At 63.5% G+C, this 25,933-nt stretch carries 21 protein-coding genes; 11 read left to right on the top strand and 10 right to left on the bottom strand.

Annotated elements, in window-relative coordinates; translation table 11 throughout:
• The first annotated feature begins 49 nt into the window (after nt 1-49).
• Nucleotides 50-1,588, top strand: coding sequence for a sulfatase family protein (locus IC608_RS15230; protein WP_191777277.1), 1,539 nt, complete (start codon nt 50-52; stop codon nt 1,586-1,588).
• A gap of 74 nt (nt 1,589-1,662) precedes the next feature.
• Here IC608_RS15230 and IC608_RS15225 read toward each other — a convergent pair whose 3' ends face one another.
• The 3 genes from IC608_RS15225 to IC608_RS15215 all read right to left on the bottom strand — a co-directional run bounded on the left by IC608_RS15225 (nt 1,663) and on the right by IC608_RS15215 (nt 4,801).
• Nucleotides 1,663-3,096 carry a sulfatase-like hydrolase/transferase gene (locus IC608_RS15225; RefSeq protein WP_191777275.1) on the bottom strand — a complete coding sequence of 478 codons (1,434 nt, stop codon included), beginning with the start codon at nt 3,094-3,096 and terminating at the stop codon, nt 1,663-1,665.
• On the bottom strand, nt 3,093-3,803 hold the full coding sequence (locus tag IC608_RS15220; protein ID WP_191777273.1) for a FadR/GntR family transcriptional regulator: 711 nt from the start codon (nt 3,801-3,803) through the stop codon (nt 3,093-3,095). Before IC608_RS15220 ends, IC608_RS15225 begins: the two co-directional genes overlap by 4 nt.
• An 86-nt stretch (nt 3,804-3,889) precedes the next feature.
• Nucleotides 3,890-4,801 carry a LysR family transcriptional regulator gene (locus IC608_RS15215; protein WP_191777271.1) on the bottom strand — a complete coding sequence of 304 codons (912 nt, stop codon included), beginning with the start codon at nt 4,799-4,801 and terminating at the stop codon, nt 3,890-3,892.
• A gap of 297 nt (nt 4,802-5,098) precedes the next feature.
• Between IC608_RS15215 and IC608_RS15210 the strand changes: the two genes are divergently transcribed.
• The 6 genes from IC608_RS15210 to IC608_RS15185 all read left to right on the top strand — a co-directional run bounded on the left by IC608_RS15210 (nt 5,099) and on the right by IC608_RS15185 (nt 12,300).
• The gene (locus IC608_RS15210) at nt 5,099-6,622 is read left to right on the top strand and encodes an ABC transporter substrate-binding protein (RefSeq protein WP_191777269.1); all 1,524 of its coding nucleotides are present in this window, start codon (nt 5,099-5,101) and stop codon (nt 6,620-6,622) included.
• Between the two features lie 73 nt (nt 6,623-6,695).
• Nucleotides 6,696-7,670 carry a carbohydrate ABC transporter permease gene (locus tag IC608_RS15205; RefSeq protein ID WP_191777260.1) on the top strand — a complete coding sequence of 325 codons (975 nt, stop codon included), beginning with the start codon at nt 6,696-6,698 and terminating at the stop codon, nt 7,668-7,670.
• A complete protein-coding gene (locus IC608_RS15200) occupies nt 7,660-8,520 on the top strand; it encodes a carbohydrate ABC transporter permease (protein WP_191777258.1) in 861 nt (286 codons plus the stop codon). The genes IC608_RS15205 and IC608_RS15200 overlap by 11 nt, the downstream gene beginning before the upstream one ends.
• Before the next feature lie 25 nt (nt 8,521-8,545).
• A complete protein-coding gene (locus IC608_RS15195) occupies nt 8,546-9,625 on the top strand; it encodes an ABC transporter ATP-binding protein (protein ID WP_191777256.1) in 1,080 nt (359 codons plus the stop codon).
• A 21-nt stretch (nt 9,626-9,646) separates the two neighbouring features.
• Nucleotides 9,647-11,194 carry a sulfatase family protein gene (locus tag IC608_RS15190; protein WP_191777254.1) on the top strand — a complete coding sequence of 516 codons (1,548 nt, stop codon included), beginning with the start codon at nt 9,647-9,649 and terminating at the stop codon, nt 11,192-11,194.
• Nucleotides 11,195-11,361: 167 nt separating this feature from the next.
• Nucleotides 11,362-12,300, top strand: a complete 939-nt coding sequence (locus IC608_RS15185) for a formylglycine-generating enzyme family protein (RefSeq protein ID WP_248306430.1) — start codon at nt 11,362-11,364, stop codon at nt 12,298-12,300.
• Nucleotides 12,301-12,497: 197 nt separating this feature from the next.
• On the opposite strand, the gene IC608_RS15180 is transcribed toward IC608_RS15185, so the two are convergent.
• From IC608_RS15180 to IC608_RS15160, 5 genes are all read right to left on the bottom strand, one after another.
• On the bottom strand, nt 12,498-12,956 hold the full coding sequence (locus tag IC608_RS15180) for a hypothetical protein (protein ID WP_191777252.1): 459 nt from the start codon (nt 12,954-12,956) through the stop codon (nt 12,498-12,500).
• A 324-nt stretch (nt 12,957-13,280) separates the two neighbouring features.
• Nucleotides 13,281-14,066, bottom strand: a complete 786-nt coding sequence (xth, locus tag IC608_RS15175) for an exodeoxyribonuclease III (protein WP_191777250.1) — start codon at nt 14,064-14,066, stop codon at nt 13,281-13,283.
• Between the two features lie 111 nt (nt 14,067-14,177).
• Nucleotides 14,178-15,476: a GNAT family N-acetyltransferase gene (locus IC608_RS18515; RefSeq protein ID WP_191777248.1), complete on the bottom strand. Its 1,299-nt coding sequence runs from the start codon at nt 15,474-15,476 to the stop codon at nt 14,178-14,180.
• 106 nt (nt 15,477-15,582) lie between these two features.
• Complete coding sequence (locus IC608_RS15165) at nt 15,583-16,062, bottom strand: hypothetical protein (protein WP_191777661.1); 480 nt, start codon at nt 16,060-16,062, stop codon at nt 15,583-15,585.
• A 5-nt stretch (nt 16,063-16,067) separates the two neighbouring features.
• The gene (locus tag IC608_RS15160; RefSeq protein ID WP_191777246.1) at nt 16,068-16,790 is read right to left on the bottom strand and encodes a helix-turn-helix transcriptional regulator; all 723 of its coding nucleotides are present in this window, start codon (nt 16,788-16,790) and stop codon (nt 16,068-16,070) included.
• 468 nt (nt 16,791-17,258) lie between these two features.
• On the opposite strand from IC608_RS15160, the gene IC608_RS15155 reads away from it, so the two are divergent.
• The 4 genes from IC608_RS15155 to IC608_RS15140 all read left to right on the top strand — a co-directional run bounded on the left by IC608_RS15155 (nt 17,259) and on the right by IC608_RS15140 (nt 23,808).
• On the top strand, nt 17,259-18,188 hold the full coding sequence (locus IC608_RS15155; protein WP_191777244.1) for a hypothetical protein: 930 nt from the start codon (nt 17,259-17,261) through the stop codon (nt 18,186-18,188).
• Between the two features lie 89 nt (nt 18,189-18,277).
• Nucleotides 18,278-20,245, top strand: coding sequence for a hypothetical protein (locus tag IC608_RS15150; RefSeq protein WP_191777242.1), 1,968 nt, complete (start codon nt 18,278-18,280; stop codon nt 20,243-20,245).
• 9 nt (nt 20,246-20,254) lie between these two features.
• Nucleotides 20,255-22,474 (top strand): type I secretion system permease/ATPase, encoded by a 2,220-nt coding sequence (locus tag IC608_RS15145; protein ID WP_191777240.1) that lies wholly within the window; start codon nt 20,255-20,257, stop codon nt 22,472-22,474.
• On the top strand, nt 22,471-23,808 hold the full coding sequence (locus IC608_RS15140; RefSeq protein WP_191777238.1) for an HlyD family type I secretion periplasmic adaptor subunit: 1,338 nt from the start codon (nt 22,471-22,473) through the stop codon (nt 23,806-23,808). Before IC608_RS15145 ends, IC608_RS15140 begins: the two co-directional genes overlap by 4 nt.
• A 141-nt stretch (nt 23,809-23,949) precedes the next feature.
• On the opposite strand, the gene IC608_RS15135 is transcribed toward IC608_RS15140, so the two are convergent.
• Nucleotides 23,950-24,162, bottom strand: a complete 213-nt coding sequence (locus IC608_RS15135; RefSeq protein WP_191777236.1) for a hypothetical protein — start codon at nt 24,160-24,162, stop codon at nt 23,950-23,952.
• Between the two features lie 163 nt (nt 24,163-24,325).
• Nucleotides 24,326-25,906, bottom strand: coding sequence for a DUF6600 domain-containing protein (locus tag IC608_RS15130; protein WP_191777234.1), 1,581 nt, complete (start codon nt 25,904-25,906; stop codon nt 24,326-24,328).
• Nucleotides 25,907-25,933: the final 27 nt, after the last annotated feature.

Here is a 25,933-nt window from a genome sequence, read left to right as displayed (position 1 = left end):
GAATGCTCCCGCATCGCTCCGCGCGATAGGGTGGTGCGGGAGGACTCCGATGCATCGACCGAATATCGTGCTGATCACCACCGATCAGCAGCACTTCAACGCGCTTGGCGTGAAGGACCACAAGCTCAAGACGCCGAACCTGGACCGGTTGTGTCGCGAGGGGACGCGGTTCGAGCGCGCCTATTGCCCGGCACCCGTGTGTACGCCCTCGCGCGCCAGCATCATCACCGGCCAATATCCTTCGCATCACGGTGCCTGGACCATCGGGGTGAAGCTGCCGGAGGACGTCCCCACGCTGGGCGATCACCTGATCGCGGCCGGCTATTCAACAGCGTTGATCGGCAAGGCCCATTTCCAGCCGCTGGCGTCCGCCCCGGGATCGGAATCGCTGGAATGCCAGCCAGTGCTGCGCGATCTCGACTTCTGGCGTGGCTTTAACCGCACCTGGTACGGCTTCGAGCATTGCGAACTGGCACGCAATCACGCCGACGAAAGCCACGCGGGCCAGCATTACGCCATCTGGATGGAGGAGCGGGGGCTCGCCGACTGGAAAGAATATTTCCAGCCGGTCCCGGGTGAAACGTCGTCGAAGGCACCGGGCAAGGGGCTCAAGGGCGGCTACACCCGATCCGACCGTTCGTGGCAACTACCGGCCGAGCTTCACTACACCACCTGGACCGGCGAGCGCAGCCTTGCCTATCTCGACGCGCACGCAGGCTCGGGCAAGCCTTTCTTCCTGTGGGCCAGCTTCCACGACCCGCACCCGCCCTATACCGTGAGCGAACCGTGGGCCTCGATGTACGATCCGGCCGAGATGGAGGTGGACCAGGTGACCCCGGGGGAGCATGAGCGCAACCCCCCGCACTTCGCCAAGACACAGGAAGAAAATCCCGATTTCGGCGATTGGCACAGCCCTTTTGCCGCGCATGGGTGTGAGAGTCACCTCTACCCGGTCGATGAACTCAAGAAGGACAAGGCCACTTACTTCGGCATGATGAGCTTCCTCGATGCCGAAGTCGGTCGGATTCTCGACAGGCTCGACAGCCTGGGACTGGCGGAGGACACCCTGGTGGTTTTCACGACCGACCATGGGCATTTTCTCGGCCAGCACGGCCTGATCGCGAAAGGGCCGTTCCACTACGAGGACATGCTGCGCATTCCCTTCATCGTCCGCATGCCCGGCAAGGTCGCAGCGGGGGCAGTCTCCGATGACCTGCAAAGCCTGGTCGACCTGGCGCCGACATTTCTCGACTTCGCAGGCCTTCCGATTCCGGGAGAAATGCAGGGGGTTTCGCAGTGGCAGAACTGGCAGGGCGGAGCCGCCGCGCGCGACTTCGTGCTTTGCGAAAACCGCCACAACCCGCGCATGCCGCATGTCGAGACCTATGTGAATCAAACTCACAAGATTTCGGTCTATCGCGAGGCAAACTATGGAGAATTATTCGATCTGGAGGTCGATCCCGGTGAAATCGAGAACCTGTGGGATGCCCCGGCGGCCGAAGGGTTGAAGGCGGACCTGCTGCGCGCCATGGTGCAGGCGATCATGAAATCGGAGCCGACGCGGATGCCGCGCATCGCCGGCGCCTAGGCGGCCGGCTATCCCGTCACGAGGGTGCCAGTGGCATTCCTCGTGACGGCAATGTCCGAGCTGGAGCGGGGCGGCTAACGCACCGCCACGCCCCGGTCCATGGTGTGGACGGAACTGTCCAGCCGCCATTCGAGCAGCATTCGGCGCAGTTGGTCGAGCCGCGGTTGTGCCGCCGGATCGTGCCAGAGGTTGTGCACTTCCACCGGATCGGCGACGAGGTCGAAATATTGTCCGTCATCGGCGCCCAGAAACAAGACCGCCTTGTCCGTTGGTGTCCGCACCATGGTGATGAGGCGGGTGTTGGCCATGGCGACATCGCCCACCTGCTCGCAGAACACAGCCGCGCGGCCCTGCCACGCCGCTCCCTCCAGCGCCGGCAGGAGGCTCTGCGCCTCCATGTCGGGCGGCGGAGCGACGCCGGCCAGGTCCAGGATGGTGGGGCCGAAATCGAACAGCTGGCACATCTGCTCAAGCCTCCGGCCTCCGGCAAAGCGGCCGGGCGCCCAGACGATGGCGGGGACGCGCGTCACGCTGTCATACATCGACCACTTCTGCGACAGGCCGTGTTCGCCAAGGTTGTCGCCATGGTCGGACATGAAGATGACGACGCAGTTGTCGAGGTAGCCGGTGGTTTCCAGCGTCTCGAGAAGGCGCCCGATCTGCTCGTCGATCAGGGTGACGTTGCCGTCGTAATGGGCGCGCAGGCGCCGCAACTGCTCCCGTGTGGGCTCGAGACTCCAGGACACCGCATCGTGGTCCACCTCGATGTCGTGCATCCGCTTGGCCTTGAGGGACGCTGGCAGGCCATCCAGTTCAGCGGCCGTCACCTGCGGGACCGGAAGGTCGGGGTTGTCGAGATAAGCCTTTGCATAGCGGGCCGGGGGATCGTAGGGGGGGTGCGGACCGGGCAGGCCGATCTGCATGAACAGGGCCTCCGGCCTGGGGCGCGTCTCCAGCCACCAGAGGGCCGTTTCGGCCACGAAGACGTCGGCGTGCTGCCTGTCGGCCAGCGGCCAGTCAACCGCGCCCAGACGCTCGGTGTAGTCGGGCATGGTGCGATACTGCGCGCGGGAGGGCTTGGTTGCGCCCTGATGCACCAGCGCCTTGTCCCATTCGTCGGCATACCAGCGGCCTTCGTAGAAGCGATCCTTGTTTTCCACCACGAACCGCTCGTGGAAGCCGGCAGGGGCATCGTAGGGGATGGTGTGCATCTTGCCCACGTTGACGCAGTGGTAGCCTGCGTCGGCCAGGAGGCTGACCCAGGTCTTGCCCCACTGCTGCCCGTTGCGCAGGACGCCGGAGGTGTGCGGACTGTACCCGGAGAACAGGGCGGCGCGGCTGGGCACGCAACTGGGCGCGTTGATGAAGCAGTTGTCGAAGCTGATGCCTTCCCGCACGAGCCGGTCGAGATTGGGGGTGTGCATGTGGCTGGCACCCAGAGCGCGGATGGTGTCGAAGCGCTGCTGGTCGGTCATCACCAGGATGATATGCGGGCGGTCGGAACTCACCGGGTCGCGTCCTTTTCGATATTGGTGCGGGTGCGCGCCAGAAGCGCGAGCATGGCAGCGCTTGCCGCCTCGGGGTCCGCGGCCGCGATGGCGTCGAGCACCGTCCCGTGCATCGGGATGGAGGGGCCGGGGGCCTCGCTGTGACGCAGCGAAATGCCGATGAACGCAGCGAGCGCCGCCTCGATCATGCCGCCGAACGCCATCATGAACTCGTTGCCGGACGCGGCGAGGATCGCTTTGTGGAACTGCAGGTCCGGTTCGGCAAAGCGGGCCCGATCCGTGCCGGCGGCCACCATGCGCTCGAAGGCTTCGCGAACCGCGTCGATGGCCGCGCGGTCCTGATGGCGAGCCGCCGCGGCGGCCGCGGCGGGCTCGATCGCCTCGCGCAGGGCGAGCAGGTTCGTGGCGAAGTCGAACTCGGGCCCCGCCTGCAGGCGCCAGCCGAGCAGGTCCGGATCGAGCATCTGCCAGTCAGCGCGCGGGCGCACGCGGGTGCCGGCCTTCTTGCGCGACAGGACCAGCCCCTTGCCCGCCAGCGTCTTTATGGCCTCGCGAACCAGGTTGCGGCTGGCGCCGAATTGTATCGCCAGATCCAGTTCCCCCGGCAACGTGGAGCCGGGCGCGTGAACACCCCGGATGATGGAGGTTCCGAGCTGGCGGGCAATGGCGGCTGAGCCGGTCTCGTGGGCAGGCAAATCGGGTGGCAAGAGCAATCCTCAAAATATTATGTTGGACATAATCGATTATGTCGGACATAAAATCAAGCCGACCCTGGCACGGGAGGTGTCGCATGTCAGTCTGGAACGGCGGGCTCGAAATAGGCCTCGCACAGATCCAGAAGCGTCTGGAGCGGCGGATAGAAGGCGATCGCCTTGCGATAGAGCGCGCCGGTATCGGAGTTGCGGCGGCCCAGTTCGATGGGGGTTTGCACAATCGGGCGGCCGGGTATGCCGGCTGCTGCGGCGTCGGGAAGAATGCACAGATAATCGCCCTCCTGCAGAAGCCGGAAGATGGCCAGAAGCGAACCGCTGCGAACCCTGACCTGGGGCAGGGCCCCCGTCCGCTCCATCACGGCATGGAGGGTTTCGGCCTCGTAGATCGGATCGGCGGCGTAGATGATCCAGGGATATTTGTGGACCGCGTCGTAGTCATGGGCGCGGCACTGGTGGATAGGGTGCGTGGCGCGGGCCATGAGCCGGTCCTGGATTTTGCTGAAGGCACGGGCCTCGACCTGCGGATTGTTCCGCTCGGGGGCGTAGAGGCCGCCGAACGACACGTCCACCCGTCCCTCAAGCAGCGCCTGGAAGGCGTCGCCGCTGCTCGGATGCATCTCGATGGTGAGGTTGGGGAAGGTGAGGTGCAGCTTGGCGATGACCGATGGCAGGACGACGGACGACCACAGCGGCCCCGCGTGAAGGCGCAGGCGTCCCTCGAGGCCCGAACTGTCGCCCGCCAGTTCGGCCTCCGCGATTTCCCAATCGCGCGCCAGCCGGGAGATGGTCTTGAGGAGCCTCTCCCCAAACGCTGTCGGGCGAACACCGCGCGCGTGCCGCTCCAGCAGCCGCTGCCCATAGAAGCTTTCCAGCTGCGAAAGCGAGCGGGAGAGGGCGGGTTGCGTCACGTTGAGGACTTCGGCGGCGCGGCGGACGCTGCCCGCGCTGGCGATGGTTTCGAAGCGAAAAAGCAGGCTCATCCTGTCGAGCATAGCGATCAGTTTCCATTATCACTGATGCAAAGAATGGCATTTGTTTTGTATAGGTGCAATTGCTAACCCGGAGGCATCGCTGGAGGAACGACCCACCGAAAACGGGCGCCCGGCGGCATGAGGAGGACATTGGAGAACGGCGGTCGGGTGCCACTGCGGCTCAACCGGAAGCGACTGTAACGGTGAGAGCCGCGGTCGTGCTGTTTTCCAGGAAGCAGACTGCTCGCAGAGCAGAACTTGAATAGCGAGAGCGGTGTCCCCCAGCGGGGCCGCATCGAAATGGGAGAGAGGACGACAATGAACAAACACCCGTTTTCAGGTATGAGCCGCCGCCAGTTCCTGGCTGGTTCTACGGCTCTGGGCGCCCTGGCCCTGACCGGCGCCGGACGTGCCCTGGCGCAGGAGTTCCAGATTCCGGAGCCGATCGCGGAACTCTCGGCCGATGGCCCGTTCCGCTGGATCGACAGCGGCGACCAGAAGGCCGTGTTCTACAAGGCTTTCCTGCCCGAATACGGCAAGGCGCGCGGTATCGAGACCGTCTATGACGGCCTGCCCTGGAACGAAATCGGTCAGGTGCTGCCGCTCGGTATCCGCAACAACACAGCGCAGGACGCCTTCTGCCTGCCCCTGAACCTGCCGCCGGCCTTTGCCGTCGCCGAAGGCTGGGTGCAGCCGCTCGACGACCTCATCCCGGACATCGAGACCTGGAAGGCCGGGTTCCCCGCTGGCGCCTTCCTCGAAGGCCTCAACGTCTTCGACGGCAAGACCTACGGCCTGCCGTACACATCGGCCCGAGTGACGTCGGCACATGTGCTCTACAACCGCAAATATCTCACCGACGCCGGCTTCGATCCGGAGACCACGCCGCTGACCTGGGACACGTTCCGGGAAGCGGCCCGCAAGGTCACCGAGATGAACGCCGGCCGCGCTTTCGGCTTCATCATGGGCGGTAACCAGGTGAACCGGTTTGCCGACATCACGCGCTGCCTCGCCAACATGGCGGGACAGCCGTGCGGCGACACCTCGATCGGCCTGGGCATCGACTTCCGCACCGGGGAGCCCGTCTTTGACAGCGACGAATTCGTCGGTGCGGTCGAACTGTTGCTGGCCATGCAGCAGGACGGATCCATCTTCCCGGGCGTCATGAGCCTCAACGCGCCACAGGCGCGCGCCATGATGCCCCAAGGCGCGGCAGGGCTCATCCTCCAGGGGCCGTGGAACATCCCGCAGTGGGAGCGCGAGAACCCCGATTTCGATTTCGGCATCGCGCCCACGCCGGCACCGGAAGGTGCCAAGGGCAATCTGATCGTGGGCGCCCTCGCGGCCACGTCCAACACCATGTTCATCAACGCCAGGTCAAAGAACGCGCAAGTGGCCGCCGACGTCTTCCACTACCTGGGGACAGAGGAAGGCCAAATTGCCTGGGGCAACGTCGTCGGCCCGTCCGATCCGCCGATCTTCCCGGCGGCGCAGGCCAACTCGCAGATGTCTGAGCGCGCCAAGGCGGCATTGTCGATGTTTGAACAGATCATCAAGGTCGGTCCGAACCCGTTCGCGCGCAATCCGCAACTCGCCGAGGTCGCCAAGGTCTACAAGGAGCCCACGCCGAACCTGGCGCTGACCGTGCAGGGGCTCTTCACCTCGCAGTCATCCGGGGTGAAGGAACAGCTCACCACTCTGGTCTCGGAGACCAACAAGGCGCTCGATGCGGCCTTCAAGGCAGCAAAGGACGCCGGTGCCGAAGTCAGCCGCGACGATCTCGTCTTCTCCAATTGGCAGCCGGCCCAGGACTACGTGGCCGCTGACTACGAAGCGCTCTAGCGCACCTCCCGACGACTGCCTGCCCGCCGTTCTCGGCGGGCAGGCAAGGACATGACGCAGAGGTTTGCAACCGATGGCCGACATCGCTTCTCCAGTGCCGCACACCGGAGCGACCACGAGGCACCCGATCTCCCTGGGTGCGCGGCTCTGGAAGAGCCGAATCGAATATTTGTTCCTGGTGCCGGGCATGCTGGTGTTCGGAGCCTTCATTCTCTACCCCATCGTCGCTTCACAGTATTTTTCGCTCCTGCAGTGGTCCGGGTTCGACGCGAACCAGACCTTCATCGGCCTGGCGAACTATGCGGAGCTGCTGGGCGACAAGTTCTTCTGGGATGCCTTCGGACGCTCCTTCCTGTTCACGGTGAGCACCGTGCCGCTGCAGATGCTGGTGTCGCTGGTCTTCGCCATCATCCTGAACAACAAGCTGCTCAAGCTCTCGAGCCTGTTCCGAACGCTGATCTTCCTCCCGGTGGTCACCCCGGTTGCGGTGATCGGCATCGTCATGACCATCATGCTCAGCCCCTTCAACGGGCCGATCAACATGGGGCTCCTGGACCTCAAGCTTCTCGCAAGGCCCCTCGATTTCCTGGGCGATCCCAAGCTCGTGCTCTGGACCCTGGCCGGCATCTATGTGTGGAAGTGGGTCGGCGTGACGATGGTATACTGGCTCGCGGCGCTGCAGACCGTGCCGGCCGAACTCTATGAAGCGGCCAGGCTGGACGGGGTGAAGAACTGGCAGATGACGCTGTTCGTGGTGTTGCCCATGATCATGCCCTTTGCCATCGTCATCGCCCTGATCTCGGCCATCAGCGCGCTCAATGTCTTCCCGCTGATCCAGTCCATGACGCAGGGGGGTCCGTTCTTCGCGACCGAGGTCATGGAGGTGTACATCTTCCGCAATGCCTTCGCGACTGCCGGCGCCATTCCCCGGCTGGGCTATGCCAGCGCGGCGGGCGTCTTCTTCGGCGTGGCAATCATGGGGCTCACCATCCTCCAGATCCTCGCCGTGCGCCACCTGCGCAACCGGGAGACCGCCAATGGCGCATGAGTCGCAAGCCCTCCGGCAACCCCTGACGTCGCCGCGCCTCCGGCGCTGGATCGTTTCGGTGGTGCTGGCCGCCATCTGCTGCGTCTGGATCTACCCCCTTCTCTGGATGGTTTCCGCGTCGTTCAAGTCGAACGCGATGATCTTTGCCAATGAAGGGCTGATCCCCAGCCAGCCGACGGTGGAAAACTATGTGAAGGCGTGGGACCAGGCCAATATCGGCGCCTACTTCTTCAATACCCTGTTCGTCACCGTCGGCTCGGTCATCATCGTGACCATCGCCTCGGCCATGATGGGATATGTTCTCGGGCGCCGGCGCTTTCCGGGTCGGGCCCTCATTTTCGGGCTCATCATCTTCACCCTGTTCGTGCCCCAGGGCTACACCATCATTCCCGTCTTCGACCTGTTGACGCGTCTGGGCATCGGCCAGTCGCTGTGGGGCGTGATGCTGGCCACGTCCGGCGGTTCCTTCGTGATCTTCGTGCTGCTTTTCGCAGGCTATTTCAGCCAGATGCCGAACGAACTCGAAGAGGCCGCGAAGATGGATGGCGTCGGGTTCGTCAAGACCTTCTGGTACGTCATGCTGCCGCTCTCCAAGCCGATCGTGGTGACCGTGGTGGTCATGCAGACGCTCTACGCCTGGAACGACTTCTTGCTTCCTCTCGTGATCACGCTGGCCAACCCCGCGATCCGCACGCTCTCTGTCGGCGTCTATGCCTTCAGGGGCGAGAACTTCGTCGACTGGGGCGGCATGACGGCCGCTTCCACCATCACCATCGTTCCGGTGGTGATCCTGTTCCTGTTCCTGCAGCGCTACTTCATCGACGGCCTGGCCGGCGCGGTGAAGGGCTAGTCGCAGCTCACTCGGAGACCACGGCATGACTGGCGTCAGCCTCAAGAACGTCAAGAAGACCTACGGGGCTACCCCGGTGATCCACGGGGTCGACATCGAGATCGACAAGGGCGAGTTCGTCGTGTTCGTCGGCCCCTCGGGGTGCGGCAAGTCCACGCTGCTGCGCATGATTGCCGGTCTGGAGGAAATCTCCTCGGGCGACGTGTTTATCGGCGACCGTCGCGTCAACGACGTGGATCCGTCCAACCGGGGCGTGGCCATGGTCTTCCAGACCTACGCCCTTTATCCGCACATGACGGTGGACCAGAACATGGGGTTCGGCCTGCGCATGAACGGCATGCCCAAGGCCGAGGTGGCGCAGCGAGTGATGCAGGCCGCCAAGATCCTGCAGATCGAGGAACTGCTCGATCGCAAGCCGCGCCAACTCTCCGGCGGCCAGCGCCAGCGCGTCGCCATCGGGCGCGCCATCGTGCGCAACCCGCAGGTATTCCTGTTCGATGAGCCGCTGTCCAACCTCGACGCCGAACTGCGCGTCGCGACCCGGCTCGAAATCGCCAAGCTGCACCAGCAGCTGGCCGGCTCCACGATGATCTATGTGACCCACGACCAGGTGGAGGCGATGACGCTGGCCAACAAGATCGTGGTGCTGCGCAAGGGACGGGTGGAACAGATCGGCCCGCCGATGGAGCTCTACGACAACCCGGCCAACATGTTCGTCGCAGGCTTCATCGGATCGCCGCGGATGAACCTCATCACCACGGGCAAGGGCGATGGCGCCGGTCGCGCCTTTCCGGATGGCAGTGCGCTGACCCTTGGCGGGGAAGCGGCCGGACGCGCGGCCACCCTGGGCGTGCGGGCCGACCAGATTACCCTAGTGGCGCCGGGCGCAGGGGCGTTCGATGGCAGGGTGAGCGTCGTCGAGCGGTTGGGGGACAGCGAGTTCGTCTATGTCGAAACGGGTTGGGGGCAGGAGTTGGTGGTGCGTGTCGAGGGTGGCACGAATACTCCGGTCGGCCACGCAGTCGGCCTGTCGCTGACCGGCCGCACGCATTTTTTCGATGCCGAGGGGCAGGCGCTTTCCGGTGTCGCCGTTTCGGCCGTCTGATCAGTTTTTTCGAGGCGTCTCATGCAGCCCAATATTCTTTTCATCATGTCCGATGACCATGCCGCGCGGGCGATTTCCGCCTATGGTGGCGGTCTCAACCATACGCCGAACCTGGATCGCCTGGCCAAGGAGGGCATGCGGCTCGACCGGTGCTATGTCACCAATTCCATCTGCACCCCCAGCCGCGCCGCGATCCTCACGGGCACCTACAACCACGTCAACACCGTCACGACGCTCGACACCCACATCGACAATCGCCTGCCCAACGTGGCCAAGCACCTGCGCCAATCCGGCTACCAGACGGCCATCTTCGGCAAGTGGCACCTGGGCGAGGGCGAGGCGCACGAGCCGACGGGATTTGACGAATGGGCCGTGGTGCCGGGGCAGGGGCTCTACTACGACCCGGTGTTCATCGACCGGGACGGCCCAAGGGTCGTCGAGGGCTATGCCACCGACATCATCACCGACATGAGTCTCGATTTCCTCGAGCGCCGGGACCGGCAGAGGCCGTTCTTCCTGATGTGTCATCACAAGGCGCCGCACCGGAACTTCGTGTGCAACCACAAGCACGAGGACCTGTTCCAGGACGACCTGCCGCTGCCCGAGAGCTTCAACGATACCTATGAGAACCGCGCCGCTGCCGCCGCTGCCGCAAAGATGCGCATCCGCTCGGACATGACCTATGACGATCTCGGATTGATCCAGCCTGAAGGCGGCAGCGAAGTGGGGCGCCCGATGTTTCCCAATCCGCACATCCAGAACCGCTGCATCCCGGAACTGGAGCCCGGCGGGTCCATGACGCTGATCGACGCCCGGACCGGCGAGAACTTCATCTTCACCGATCCGCAGAAACTGGCCGAGTTCAAGTACCAGCGCTACATCAAGCGCTATCTGCGCACCGTCCAGTCCATCGACGACAATGTCGGGCGCATGCTCGATTACCTCGATGCCGAGGGCCTGGCTGACAACACCATCGTCATCTACACCTCCGACCAGGGATTTTTCCTCGGCGAACACGGCTGGTTCGACAAACGCTTCATCTATGAGGAATCGCTGCAGATGCCGTTCCTGGTGCGCTACCCGAAGGGCATCGGGCCGGGTGGCGTCAGCAAGGACATCGCCATGAATGTCGACTTCGCGCCGACCTTCCTCGACTATGCCGGACTGACCATCCCTTCCTACATGCAGGGCACCAGCATGCGGCCGGTATTCGAGGGTTCCGCGGGCGAGGACTGGCAGGACGTAGCCTATCATCGCTACTGGATGCACAAGGACGTCATCCACAACGCCTTTGCCCATTACGGCATACGCGACCAGCGCTACAAGCTGATCTACTGGTACAATGATCCGCTGAACCAGCTGGGCGCCACCTCGGGAGACGAGCCTCCCGAGTGGGAGCTGTTCGATTGCGACGCCGACCCGTTCGAGCTGCATAATCGCGCCGGCGACCCCGAGTACATTGATGTCTTCAAGGCCATGCTGGGCAAGCTGGACGCCAAGATGGCTGAGATCGGCGACCTTCCGGAGCACGATAGTGCCGCAGCGCTCGCTGCACTCGCCTGTAGCTGACGCTGCTCCGCACGGAACTCCCGTAGCAAGGAGGACCCTCGCCGACTTGTCGAAAATGCGGGGCGTGCATGTCTGAGCGCTCATCACCGAAGGAAAACCATCTTCACCGTTTCGACAGCAATGGAAAACCAGTACCATCCCACACTGTCTCGACCTGAAGTCCCCGCATGATGACCTCCTCCTGTTGCGCTCCAAGCCGGCTAACGTCGACGCTGGCTTTATCCACTCCAGAATCCCTTACCGGTGGCGGGCAGCCGCAGGACGCAATCGCCATTCCCGGCGGCCGTTCGCATGTCGGAACAGATAGGCCCGAGGTGCCGCAGGACGGCGAGGGACCGGCACGGTCCGTCACGCTCAGGCCTTATGCGCTCGAGGCGGCCACCGTCACTAATTCCCGCTTTGCCGCCTTTGTGGCCGCCACCGGCTATGTCACGGAGGCGGAGCGGTTCGGCTGGTCGGCGGTGTTTCTCAATGCGCCTGAGGCTCTGCAAAAGGCGCGGCGCGAAGGTTCTGGCTTGCCATGGTGGCAGCGCGTCGAGGGCGCGGCCTGGAACACGCCCGAGGGTCCCGGCTCCAGCGTTGAGGAGCGGATGGACCATCCGGTGGTGCAGGTGTCGTGGGCCGACGCCAACGCCTTTGCCGCCTGGGTCGGCGGACGTCTGCCAACGGAAGCCGAATGGGAGCACGCTGCCCGGGGCGGCAGCCATCGCCAGCGCTTTCCCTGGGGCGATGCAGAGCCGGACGACCAGTCAATTTATTGTAACATCTGGCAGGGAAGCTTCCCCGATCTCAACAGCCAGGCCGACGGCTTTTTCCGCACCGCACCGGCTCGTAGCTTCGAGCCCAACAGTCTCGGCTTTTACAACATGGCCGGCAATGTCTGGGAATGGACGCGCGACCCGTTCCGGGTCCGCTCCAACGCGCAGGCCGCCAGGGCGCGGAACGCCCAAGCGCTCGCTCAAAATGACAAGCTGCTCAAGGGCGGCTCATATCTGTGCCACATCAGCTACTGCTACCGGTACCGCATCGCGGCGCGCATGGCGCTGAGCCCCGACAGCGCGGCCAGCAACACCGGCTTTCGTGTCGCCTACTCGATTGCAGCTTGATAAGGCCAGACATCTGAGCAGCACGAGCGGCGTGAGATGACGCCGAGGCCTTGCCGCTGGTTTGGGCCTGCCAAGGCCACAGCAATCGTGGCGAGGGGTCGGCGTTCTGGTGGACGTGCTGGTCACGCTCCCGGTCCGTCCTCCGGCGACCGTGCCTTGCAGGCGGGCTGGGAAGTCACCACAGCCCGCCTTGGTCGTTACTGCACCGTGGTTGTCGCCGGCACAGCAGTCGTTGTGTCTGCCACCGGGGTAGCCTCTGCCACAGGGGCGGCCGGGAGGGTTTCCAGATCAACCTCGGCCAACTGGTCGGCACACAGATCGGCAGCTCCGTCTACCGGCTCCTCACGGCCGCCAAGCGTCGCCCAGCCACCATCTTCCAGGATGCCGTCGCGACTGTAAGAGCTTTCTTCCATCAGCGCGGCAAGTTTCACGCGCACATCCGGCGCTGCAAGGTAACGCTGCACGCAGATGTCGGCTGCCAGTTTCGCAACAGCCTCTTGCGCTGCAGTTTCCGCTCTTTCCCCAGCCGAACCACCGGTGACCCACCCCCCGAAGGTGAAGCCCACCACCATCGTGGCGACCACACATGCAGCGCACGACCAGAAAAGGGTCGCCTTGCTGGCCCTGAAGTCCCGGAATTTTTCTGAAATGGACATTCGCTATCTCCTCCAAATAAATATCAAAGCCGTCTTTGCGCGGTTGATGGCGAGATCATGTCACATATGCGGCTCAAATGCGAATTTCTGAATTGTTTGTTGGAGGCGATCAGACATCACAATAGGAAACGACAGGGATGTTATTACTTTGCGTTGTATAAATGAATTCTACGATCTGCGTGAGTTCAATCCAATTGTTACTCTATACTGTTCTTGAGCGCACAATTTCGTGACGTTCATCTCGGCGCGTGATTGGCACGACCGCTGAGCCTGCGGCACCAGTCGGCGGCAGGCGAACCGAGATTGGCAATTAATTCTATTGCGCTACCGCCATATCGGGTCGTCGAGCTCGATCCAGACCGCGGCGTGGTCGCTGCTGTGGTCGCGGGCGCGCGCGGTGCGGTCTACGCCGCAGGCGGTAAGGTGAGGGGCGAGGGACGGGCTGAGGAGGAGGTGGTCGATCCGGAGGCCGGCATCGCGCTCGAAGGCGTTCCTCCAATATTTCCAGAAGGTGTAGATTCGCTCTTCGGGGTGGAGTTGGCGAACGGCATCCGTCCAGCCCTGGTCCACGAGGCGGGCGTAGGCGGCTCTCACCTCGGGTCTGAACAGGGCGTCGTCGCGCCAGCGCTCCGGTGCATAGACGTCGAGCTCGGTCGGCATGACATTGTAGTCACCCGCGAGAATGGCCGGAACACCGGCCGCAAGCAGGTCCTGTGCGTGCAGGAGGAGGTTTTCGAGCCAGCGGAGCTTGTAGTCGAACTTCGGTCCCGGCGCGGGGTTGCCATTGGGCAAATAGAGGCACCCGATGAGCATTCCGCGCACCGCCGCCTCGATATACCGGCTTTGGTCGTCATCGGGAGAGCCGGGCAAGCCACGGCGCGTGACAACCGGCTCTGATCCCCGGGCCAGGATCGCCACGCCGTTCCAGCTCTTCTGGCCGTGCCATACCGCGCCGTAGCCGGCCTTTTCCAGAAGCGCTGCCGGAAACTTTTCATCTGGCGCCTTGAGCTCCTGCAGGCACACCGCATCGGGTTGTGCCTCGGCCAGCCAATCGAGAAGCAGGCCGAGCCTGCCGTTGATGCCGTTGACGTTGAAGGTGGCGATCTTCATGCATCAACAACATCCAGCGCCCCGTCCGGTTCAGCGCCAATTTTCAGCGACGCCGGGACACGGTTCACCAGGCTTCGTGGATCATGCGGGCTGGGCGCAAATGCTTTGCGCTTATCCGTCGGCCCGGGTGCGGGTTCGGGCGTAAGCGGCGCGGCGCAGGAGGAGCCGGGCGTGGTCGGCCTGTCCGACCTTGTCCAGCAACTGGGCGTAGCGGTAGAGCGCATCGGCGTCGTTGGGGTTCGTCGCCAGGATTTGCGTGTAGCCGGCCGCGGCCTGGCGAAAGCGGCCCTTGCGATGGGCCACTGTTGCCAGCGTCAGGGCGGACCTGATGGCGCGGCTCTCCAGCCGGTCGCCGAGATTGAGGCCGCTGCGGGTGGCAATCCGAAGACATTGCAGGTGCTGCATCCTGGGGCCGAACAGGAGCTTGTACGGTTCGTCTCCGCGGAGGAAGTCGTAGGTGCGGAAGCCCTCTCCGATCAGGCTGCGGATGGAATGAGCGTGGAGCAGCAGCCCGGGGGCGGGACCCTCGAAGCTCTCGTCGCGGCCCGTCATGTAAAAGAGGGCAGCCTTTTTCAACGGATCGACAAGCGTTGCCAAGGCCGCCACCATGATGCCGTCCTTGCGCAGAACGGGCATGAACAGGTCGCCGCGCCCAAAGGCGTCCAGCAACAATTGCCGGTTTGTCGCCAGGATGCGATGGGCCCGTTCCGTCCCCTTGCGCTCGGCCCAGCGGGCAAGCCACAGCGCATTCATCGCCTCGATGTCGGCACTGATTGTCGCGGCCGTCGGCTGCGTAATGCTGAGACTGGGGTCCGCCTCCACCTGGCGCAGCAGCTTGCGCAGTTTTTGCCGCATGTTGGCGCTCAACGTCTCGAGATACCCCTCCCATGTGGGGGCAAGCTCGAGCGTGGGGCAGACGAGGTTGTTGACGTTGTCGCGCTGGTTGACCCGCACTTCGCTGTCCAGCCGAAAGCCGGGCTCCTTGAAGTGCGCCAGCAACTGCCGATAGCGCATGTCGTCGGCTGGCACGTAGTCGAGGTTGAGCCGGCTCCAGTGCATAAGCTTCAGCGACCGTGCCAGGGCCGGGATGGCGGATCTGGCGCGGTCGGGCAGGGCCACCAGGCCCGTGTAGTCGGCGCCGTAATTGCCTGCCATGAGGATTTCGGAAACGCATCGGCCATCGGGGCGGGCGTAGGTGCGCAGGCGTAGCGGCAGAAAGGCCTCGTAAGAGGATTTCGGGGCGGGCTTGGCGGCCAGGACGAACCAGTGGCTGTCGAAGGATTGGAGCCAGTCGCGCAGGAAGCGGAAAGAGACGAAGTATCGGGCGTGAGGATCGGCGCGATAGACGGCCTCCCACTCCCCCGCTGCCCGGTCCAGTTGCTCGAACGTGTCAATGAGATCGACGATCACGATACCCGCCTTTCCTGGCCCGCCTTTCCTGCTTGCTCGAAGAGGCTAGCAAGGCCGGGGTACCTCGGGTATCGCCCGGTCAAGCTAGCAGGCTAGCCATTTGGAACTAGGGGGTGATGCCGTGGCTGCGGATATAGGCCCAGATGTCGCGGTTGACGGCGGCTATGCGTTCGATCGCCGCATTGAGGCGCTGGAGTTCAGTATCATCGAGTAGCTCGACCTTGCCGTAGCGCACGTCATCTCCAACATCGGCGATGCGCATCAACTGGGTACTTGCAGCGCCTGTTTCGTCGAACGAGTAGATGCAGTGGTTGAGCTTGTTGCGAACCCCGCTCTCCCGGCCCAGCCGCTCGGCAAACGCCAGCACCGCGGTGCGGTCCTCCGGTTGCGTACTCGGCAGCTTGGCCAGGCGCGTGATGAGGTCCAGCCGGGCCCGGGTCGTGTTGAGGGTCAGAAAGACGACGATGGCAGCCTGTTTGCTGGTCCCCATCAACTGGGCGATCAGGTAGATGAAGAGGCTCTCGGTGTTGGTCCAGACATAGTTCATGCGCCCAACCAGCAGAAGCGTCTGATTGAGGGCGGCCAGCATGGCTAGTGCTCCAGGTGACCCGGCTGGGGAGACGATTTGCCCAGCCACATGGCGGCGGCCTGGGTGCGGTTATGCACCTTGAGCTTGTGGATGATGTTGTGGACGTGGATCTTGACCGTGTATTCCGACAGATTCATCCGCGAGGCGATGATCTTGTTCTGAAACCCCATGGAGAGGAACCCCAAGACTTCCTGCTCTCGCCGGGTCAAGTCGCCCCCCATGCCGCTTCTCTGGGGCGGGCCCGCCGGCTCGGCGACGGCGATCGGAGGAGAAGCGGCCGCCTTGCGATGGAGAAAATAGTCCGGCGGCAGGTAGACGCCGCCGTTGAGCAGGAGGCCGAAGGCGGCCAGCCACACCGAAAGCGGCAGGTGAACAGGCATCACGCCTTGCAGCACCCCGGCTCCCACCAGATCCTCCACAATGGCAAAGTTGAGGCATTGCCCCTCCACGAGGAGTACGACGATGGCCTCGGGAAACACATCGCGGGCCTTCTGCACGCATGTTCTTATGTCGCTATCCCGGTTGACCTGACAGGCCACCAGGTGAACGCCTTCTTCGCCTTCCGGAAGGCGCTGCACCAGTCGGACCTCGTAATCGAGGTGACAGTCCGCGATTGCCCGCACCAAGGCCCGCGTGACTAGGTCTTCCCTCACCTTGAAGATGATCTTGGGCCGACCATTGCCTTCGGTCGACATGCTATCGTCTTGATCGCCATCGGATTTCATTTGCCGTTCCCTTGCAAAAACGACGATCTATAGCTCGTGATTAGGTCACGTCCGCTGTCCTATAACTATAGGTCTGCCTGCATTTGAACTAGATCGAATATTGCTATTCTAGCTGTTTCGGGGGTCCATGAATTGATTAAAGTCAATATTTTGATCATGTGCAATGTGCTTGGTGAGCTAGCTCCAACTGGCGACTTAACTTCAGCGCGCAATCGGCATTCGATCAACGGGCTCCAGGTGGGCCCTGGAGTGACGGCGCCGCAAGGCTCCGCCGGCCGTTTATCCTTCGCTGAGAAGGACGGTCACCCGCCCACGACCTGACGAGAAAGCGCACACTCTTTCCGGCGCCTCACGGCGTACGGACGGCTGTCGCCCTGTCTCTTGAGGCCGGTAACATCGGCGACCCTGGCATATGACCCTTTGGAAATGACTGGGGTCCTGCAGGTCGCGCAGACAGTGGAGGTCATCATGACCCGCTATAGGCACCATAACCAGCCAAACCCCATCGATCCGTCCCAGGATCAGGACCAGGCCCAGCTCCAGGCCGAACTTCAGGCCCAGCTACAGGCCGAACTGCAGGCCCAGGACCAGAAGCAGGATCAGGACCAGGACCAGGACCAGAAGCAGGACCAGGATCAGGACCAAAAGCAGGACCAGGATCAGGGCCAGGGCCAGTGGCAGCACTCGTCCAGTGAGAACGACAACCTCAATGGCAATCTGAATGGCAACCTGAACGGTAACCTCAATGCCAACGGCAACCTGAACTACAACGAGAACGTCAACACCACCGACGTGAAGGTGGACGTGGACGTGGACCTTGATCTCGATGTAGATCACCTGCGGACGCCGGACGACAATGACTTCGGCGATATCGACATGAAGGAAGTCAGCTTCGACAACATCTTCATGGCCGACGATGGGTCTTCGATCAGCTACGATCCAGGTGACGACGTCAACTTCGAGGACATCTTCAACGATGCCTTCGGCTCGGGCAACAACAACTCCGCCTTTGCGGTAAACCAGGTGGCCGATCTCGTCGACAACGACGTGATGCGCGACGTCACCATGGACAACTCGGGTGAGTACAACCTCACCTGGACCGCTACAGGCGGTACCGCGACGGCCGGCGACGGAATCGGCGGCGGAGGCGGTGCCGGGTCCGAACACGACATGTTCGGCCGCGGTGGTCATGATCAGGACAGTGCCGGGTGGCGCATCGATGCCGGCGACGACATCGCCGCCTCGGCAGCGTCCAGCGCCGCTGCCCAGCTGACCTCCAATGCCTTCTCGCAGGATATCGTGCTTGGCGCGAACCTGCAGCAGAACGCGGTGGACGTCAGCATCGTCGGTGGCGATACCCACTACACCAGCGTGGGCGGCGACGACGCCGAAGCCTGACTTCCCTAAGCTTTCAGCGAACTCGACCTGCGCGTCCGCGCGCAGGTCAGGCGTCCGTGCGGGCGGATGCCCTTTAGGGGAGACACGTCATGATCATCTACTCCGCACTCTACGACGAGAATATCTCCCACTTCATCGGACAGTGGCACCTCGCTTCGGAGGGGGCTCGGATGCGGGCCAACCTCGATGCCTTTCGGCGTCAGCAAGAGCAAGAGGAAGACCCCGATCCGCTGCGCAGCGCGCGCCTCCACCCGCACCAGTCTTACCGCATCGGCGAATACCTGCCCGGCGTCGAGCACCGTCCGGAGGACTGGCACCCCACCGGCGAGTCGCCGGTTGGGCTGTCCCTGCTTCGAGCCGACATCGATGTCCCGTTGAACAACGACTGGGACAGGCCGCTCGACCCCCACATGCACTGGCCTCCAGTGCGGCTGCACCACCAGCCGGGCGAGCCGGCCTCCCCGGAGGGGCCGTTTCCCGGCCAGGTCATCTACATCGTCAATCAGGCCCACAGCCTTCAAGACAACGACGTGCTCAACCTCTCGGGCGGGCCAGAGCCGGTCCTTGATCCGCATATTTCGCTGCGGCTCCTGCAACTGACGGACAGCGCGGAAGCGGTCGACCTGCTCGACCCAGTTGGGCTTCCCCACACTCCTGAGCAGTTGGGCGAACTGGTTACGCTGGCGCACGAGGTGCTGGCGGAGGTCACCGAGGGCGGCGCGGTCGTTGCCAGCGGTCACAGCCTGACCGGTAGCTTCGTTGATGGCGAAAGCGTCTCGGACGTTCCTTTGCTCGATGACGTCCTGCCGCTGCCGTTTCTGCCGATCGACACCCCGGCTCCGATTGAAGCGGACCATCTGACTGCGGTGATCAACGAGACCGGCCACGAGGGAGACGTTGCCCTGCAGGCCGGAGCCAATCTGGCTCTCAACGCGGCAGTGTTCAGCAATCTCGGCCTTTTGGGCGGGGTCATTGCTGTCGCCGGTGACGTCTATCAGCTCGATGCCATCATCCAATCCAATGCGCTCAGCGATCTCGACCGGATCGGCGATGCCGCTCCGTCAATCGGTGCATCGCAGAGCTATAACGTTGCGACCTTTTCCAACCTCCTCATGACCTATGCGCCTCCTGGCGACAGTGTGGACGAGGGGCTTACGCCCGCCCACTGGAGCGTGACCGTGGTCGACGGGGACCTCATCTTTTCCCAGTGGCTGGTGCAGACCAACTTCATCTACGACAACGACGTGCATGTGCTGCAGGATACCGGCGCCTCGTCGTCATTCGTCACAGGCGCCAATCTCGCCCACAACATCGTGGACTTCAGCCAGCTTGGGCAGGTCTACGATCTCATCCTGATCGGCGGCAATCTCTACGACGCCAACATCATCTCGCAGATCAATGTGCTGCTGGACGACGACTGGATGTCCGACACGGTCTCTGGCCGCACCAACGGGGAGGCCGACTCGAGCGGCAACCTGCTGTTCAACGGCGCTTCCATCACCAATGTGGGGGCGCAGAACTGGCTGGACGGTCTGCCGACGCATTACCTCGAGGCCCTCGACCGTCTTGCGGCCGGCGACCGCACCATGCCCGAGGGTTTTGGCCAGGACGGAGCGTTCAAAGGCTTCGATGACCTGTCGGTCCTCGTCGTGACCGGCAATGTCTACGATGTCCACTACATCAAGCAGATGAACGTCGTTGGCGATGTAGATCTCGTGGCGGCGGCCGAAAGCGCTGCGCGTGAACTCGGCGGTGAGGACGCCGACTGGCACATTTCGACCGGCCAGAACGCCCTAATCAACACGGCAGCAATTTTGGATGCCGATAGCCTGGGTGAGTACGCCTATACGGGCGGCCAGGTGTATTCGGACGCCGTTCTCATCCAGTCCGAAATTCTCGTCGGCAGCAATGACGCAGGGCCCGATGCCCTCATCAACGAGGCAATCGCCTTCATCATCCCCGACGACGATCTGGATGCCTATCCGATGGACGACGCCATCACGCACAGCGGCACCGATGGTGGGGGTCTTGACCCGGTAGGCTCGGTATTGACGTGAGGGCGGACCATGAACTCCTTTCCTGAAGATCCCCGCAAACCGGAGCATCAGCCCGAAGAGCTGGGCGAGGCGCTCGAGTCCCTCGAGGCGGACACTCTTGCGCACCAGATCGAAATGGCCGCCGAGGCGCTTTCGGAGATGGCCAACGAGACGTCGGCGGATGCACCACAAGCTGAAGGAGGGGCGCCATGGTTCGAAGACCCACGGCAAGATCGCGACGCTATGGAGCGGCAGCAGCCGGCCTCGGACAATTCCATGAAGGCCGCACAGGCGGAGGTTATCATCGAGCCAGAGGCCAGCAGGCAGGGCATGCCGGTGCGGGAGAAAGTGGACTCTTCCGCTTCGCCAATCGCACAGGTGATCGATGTCGACCGGGGGCCGAAGCTGGCTGAGGAGCCGGTGTCCGCGGTCGTTGGACGGGAGGGCAAGCCGGCAGCGGGCAAAGGGCGCACACCTCCAGACGCCCAGAATGACAACGGGTCGAACTTTCATCGGCGGGTAAAGCCTGTCAGCTTTGCCGAGGCCTATCACGCCGCCTATGGCACGGTCCGGCGCAACCTTGCCCTGGCCATGGTTTTCACGGTCTTCGTCAATGTGCTCGTGCTGGCCGTGCCGATCTACCTCTTCCAGATGTCGGACCGCGTCCTGACCAGCCGCTCGCTCGATACGCTGGTCATGCTGACCGTCTTCGTGCTGGGGGCGATCGTGGCGCAGGTGCTGCTGGATGCGGTGCGGCGTCTCGTCCTCATGCGCACCGCCGTGGAGGCCGAGGTGCAACTGGGTGCGCCGGTCCTGGCGGCCGCGGCGCGCGCGTCGCTCAACAGCAACGGAAGGGAATATCAAACACTGGCGGACCTGCAGCACATCCGTTCGTTCCTGACCTCGGGGACCTTGTTGGCCTTGCTCGATGCGCCGCTGGCGCCCCTGTTCGTGCTGGTGGTCTACCTGATCCACCCGCACCTGGGGTTCATCGTGATCGGCTCTTCTGTGGTGCTTCTCATCATCGCGCGCCTGAACCAGAAGGTCACCGCGCAACCCTTCGGGGAGGCGAACTCCTATCTCAGCCGCGCCAATTCGCACCTCGAGTCGATGTCGCGCAACGCGCAGATCATCAATGCGCTGGCCATGATACCCGAGGTGGTCCGCATCTGGGGAAAGGATACGGCCGGCTCGCTGAAGGCACAGGTGCGTGCGCAGGATCTCAACATTGCCTTCGCCGCCATGTCCAAGGCGACGCGCCTCTTCACCCAGGTGAGCTTGCTCGGCTGGGGCGCCTTTCTTGCGCTCTCGGGCGAACTCACCGGCGGTATGGTGATTGCCGCGTCCATTGTTTCCGGCCGTGCGCTGGGACCCATCGAAGGCGCAATCGAGGGATGGCACAGCGTGGTGCAGGCCCGCTCCGCTCTCGACCGCGTTCGGGCTCTACTCCAGAACTCGCCGCTCAACTTCGCGCGCCTGCGCCTGCCATCGCCGCAAGGACGCCTCGATGTCGAGCGGGTCCTCTTCGTGCCGCCGCCCAACAAGAAGGTGATCCTCAACGGCATCAGCTTCTCGCTCAACCCGGGAGACTCGATGGCGATCATCGGGAGCTCCGGGGCCGGCAAGACGACGCTCGGCAAGATGCTCGTGGGCTCGGTCCACCCGACCTCGGGCAGTGTCCGGCTGGACCTCATGGACCTGCGCAACTGGGACCAGCGGCAGTTCGGCGAGAATGTCGGCTATCTGCCGCAGGACGTGCAATTGTTCCCCGGCACCATCAAGGCCAATATTGCCCGCATGCGCGACGATATCCCTGATCGCGCCATCTACGATGCCGCGGTGCTGGCCGACGTGCACGAGCTGATTTCCACGCTGCCGCAGGGCTACGAAACCTATGTTGCTGGGGATGGCGCGCCGCTCTCGGGTGGGCAAAAGCAGCGCGTGGCACTGGCCCGCGCCTTCCTGGGCAACCCACGCCTCGTGGTGTTGGACGAGCCCAACTCCAACCTCGATAGCCAGGGCGAACTGGCGCTGGCGCGCGCACTCAAGCACGCCAAGGAGGAGAACATCACCGTCGTGACGATCACGCAGCGGCCATCGCTTCTCAACTGCGTGGACAAGATCATGGTGCTCAACAACGGCGCCGTGGCGCTCTTCGGCGCGCGGGACAAGGTGATGGCGGCCCTCTCGCAAAAGCGCGGGGCCGGGGTCACCCCCGTCATGAACCCCATACCGGGAGCGGCAGAATGACGGCCATCAACGCGCATGCCCTTGACCTTGAGTGGTATCAGGAGGTTCCACGATCCGTTCGCCGCCAGGCGGCCTTCGGACTTGGGCTTATTCTCCTTGCCTTTGGAGGGTTTGGCATCTGGGCTTCCACCGCCCCGCTCGCAGCGGCCGTGATCTCGCAGGGGACGTTCGTTGCGACGGGCCAGAACAAGATCATCCAGCATCTCGAAGGCGGTATCATTCAGGATGTCGCCGTGCGCGAGGGCGATATCGTCAAGACCGGGCAGATCCTTGTGAGGCTGGACGAAACGGCCTCGCTGGCCAATGAACGGCAATTGCTGCTGCGCGAACTGCGGCTTGAGGCGATCCTCAGCCGTCTGGGTGACGAGGCCAGCAATGCGCGGACGTTCAGTGAGCCCGAAAACGACCCGGCGGCCATGGACGAGGAGACGCGGCAGATCTACGCCGGTCAGCGTGCGCATTTCATCGCCTGGCGCGACAAGCTGGACAATGACCTGCAACTGCTGGCCCATAACACCGATGCCCTCAAAGCTCGGCGCAACGGCGAGGAGAGCCAGCTGGCCTCGATGGAGCAGCAGCGCGAACTGTTGCTGTTCGAGCTCAAGTCGCGCACCACGCTGCTCGAAAAGGGTCTGGTGACGCGGTCGGAGGTGATGGAACTGCAGCGGGCCGTAGCCGACGCCGATGGGGACATCGCCCGCCTTCGCGCCGAAGTCGAAGAGATCGATGCGCAACTGGCGAAGTATGCGGGCGAGATGGTGCAGACCCAGGATGCAGCGCGGCAGGCCGCGCTCAACGAGATCCAGTCGGCCGAGATCGAACTCGACAGTGTGCGCGAGCAAATCCGCCATGCCCGGGACGTCCTGGAGCGGACGGAAGTCCGTTCACCTGTGGACGGCAAGGTCGTGCGCATCTACTACCACACCAGCGGTGGCGTGGTGGAAAGCGGCAAGCCCATCATGGAAATTCTGCCCAGTGGGGTCCCGCTGCTGATCGAAACGATGATTTCGCGCAACCAGATCGATGATGTGCGGCAAGGCGAGCCGGTGGCCGTGCGGCTGATCGCGCTCAGCCAGCGCACGACGCCAGTCCTGACCGGGCGCTTGGATTACCTCTCTCCGGACTCCATTTCCGACGGAGCTCCTGCTGGGGCACCGGAGGTTTATCTGGCGCGGGTGACCATTCCGCCGGGCGAGATCGCCAAGGTCCCCGGCTTTGTGCCAACACCCGGCATGCCCGCCGAAGTCATGGTGCAGACGGCGCAACGGACCTTCCTGGAATATCTCGCCAAGCCCATCAGCGACAGCATGACCCGCGCCTTCCGGGAGAATTGAGCGTCCCGTGGGCAATTGCAGTGACGTCGCTGGCAGCGGCAGCACGTAGAGGTTCCAAAAAGCTTCGGGTGCGGCTTCTCCCGCCTGACGCTTGGCGGAGGAAGCCGCACCCGATGACGAGTTTGCTAATGTTGGGGCTGACTAGGGGCTGACGGAGACGCTGGGGAGATCGACGTTCACGGCGTCGCCGTTGCTCGATATGCCACCATTCACCAGCCAGATGATCAGCAAGACTGCGACCACGGCTGCGATGATGCCGCCGATGATGCCGAACGGGTTGCCGCCACCACCACCATCGACAACCACGGTTTCGCGGGCAGGGCGTTCGATGATTGTTTCTCGCTCGATGGGCATTTTATGCCTCCAAAGTTGTTCGACCAAACAACGATCACAGATTGGTGTTGGTTCCTTAACCCACTGATTTGGTTGTTAAAAATGGCTTTCTATCGCTGTCAGCTTCTTGTCAGCATGGAGTTCGAAGCAAAAAGAAGGGCGGCAGAGCCGCCCTTCGAAGGAGTTAGTTGGCCGGAATCGGCGGACATTTGCCATCCACCTGCTGCTCAGGCGGGCAGGGGAGTGGGGCTTCACCGTTGGCATCAGGGGCCGGAGCGGCTTCTTCTGCCGGAGCAGCTTCTTCGGCTGGAGCAGCCTCAGGAGCGGGGGCCGCGTCAGGAGCAGGGGCAGCTTCCGGTTCTGGAGCAGCCGGGGCATCCGCAGCGGGAGCTGACTCGGGTTCGGACGGTGCCGCGCCGGCTTCAGGCGCAGGGGCAGCTTCAGCAGCCGGAGCCGCGTCACTCGGTGCAGCGTCGGTTGCAGCCGGTTCCTCTGTGGCCGCTGGCTCTTCCGCCGGTGCCGCCGCGTCGGCCGGGACAGGACACTTGCCATCAACCATTTGCTCAGGCGGGCAGGGTGCCTCATCGGCTTCCGTCGCGGCTGCGGGAGCGGCATCGTCTGCTGCCGGTGCCGCTTCATCAGCCGGAGCTGCGTCGTCGGCAGCCGGGGTCGCTTCACCAGCGGCAGGTTCGGAAGTTGCTGCGCCCTCTTCGGCCGAAGCGGGCTGTTCGGCGCCAGCCGAAGCATCCACCGCCGCGTCGGCAGCCGGCTCGGACGTCGCCGCATCGCCGGTAGCGGCGTCAGGCGCTGCCTCGGTTGCCGTCTGGTCCTGCTGATCGGTGGCCTCGGCATCGGCCGGGGCAGCACCCTCGGCAGGCGCTTCGGCAGCGATCTCGGCCGTTGCGCCGGCTGTGCCACCTTCGCTTTCGATGGTCTGGACGGCCTGGGCTTCGTCAACCGCTTCGGCCGGCGCGACGTCGGCTTCAGGTTCGCTGACATCGGCCGAGAAGACGCTGATCTGCTGAGCATCGACCGCCACGGACTGCTGTTCGGGCGACGCCGCTTCCTGCGGCTGATAGACGATGACCTGCTGGTCGATATGCTGCTCGATGTAGTTGACCTCGATCGCGTTGTTGACGACTACGTCGCCCTCGACGTTCACGGTGCCGACGAACTCGGTTTCGGTGTAGTATTCCGGCTGCTGGTTGCCGAAGATGATGTCGACGGACAGCTTCGGCTCGACGAAGCTCTCGACGGGGACGTAGACCCAGTAGCCGCGCGGGAGATCGCCGTTGCTGACTTCCACGGAAACCGCGAAGCCATCCTGTTCAGGCGGGAGCGGGGCCCAACCGACGACGTTGTCGCTGCGGCGCCAGCTGACCCATGCCGGAGCCCACTTGGTGCCTGGCACCCAGCACCAGCCGAGCTCGGCGTCGGGGAACCAGCGCCCGTAGTGGTAAGTGGCCCAGGCGAACGGTTCGTCCGAGGCGAAATACCAGCCGCGGTCTTCGATGTAGAGCCAGCGACCATTGGTGTAGGGGCGCCAATTGGCATCCACCCCGGTGGGGCAGAAGACATACTGGTAGCGATCGTTGCGCACCCAGACGCCATGCGGCTGCAGTTCGTCGAAGAAGAGCTGGAAGCTGACGTTCACCGACTGCGCCTGGGCGGCGGTAGCGCTGAACGGAAGTCCTGGGGTAAGGGTCGCGACTGGCAGGCACAGGGCCGCCAGGGCGACGCCGGCGAGAAGGCGTGATCTGGACATGGTCGTCCTCATGGTTGGGGCCAACAA

The sequence above is a fragment of the Devosia oryzisoli genome (genome assembly GCF_014837245.1).
GTDB lineage: Bacteria > Pseudomonadota > Alphaproteobacteria > Rhizobiales > Devosiaceae > Devosia > Devosia oryzisoli.
Note: the sequence above shows the minus strand (reverse complement) of the source record. Positions and strands in the feature narration are given on the sequence as shown.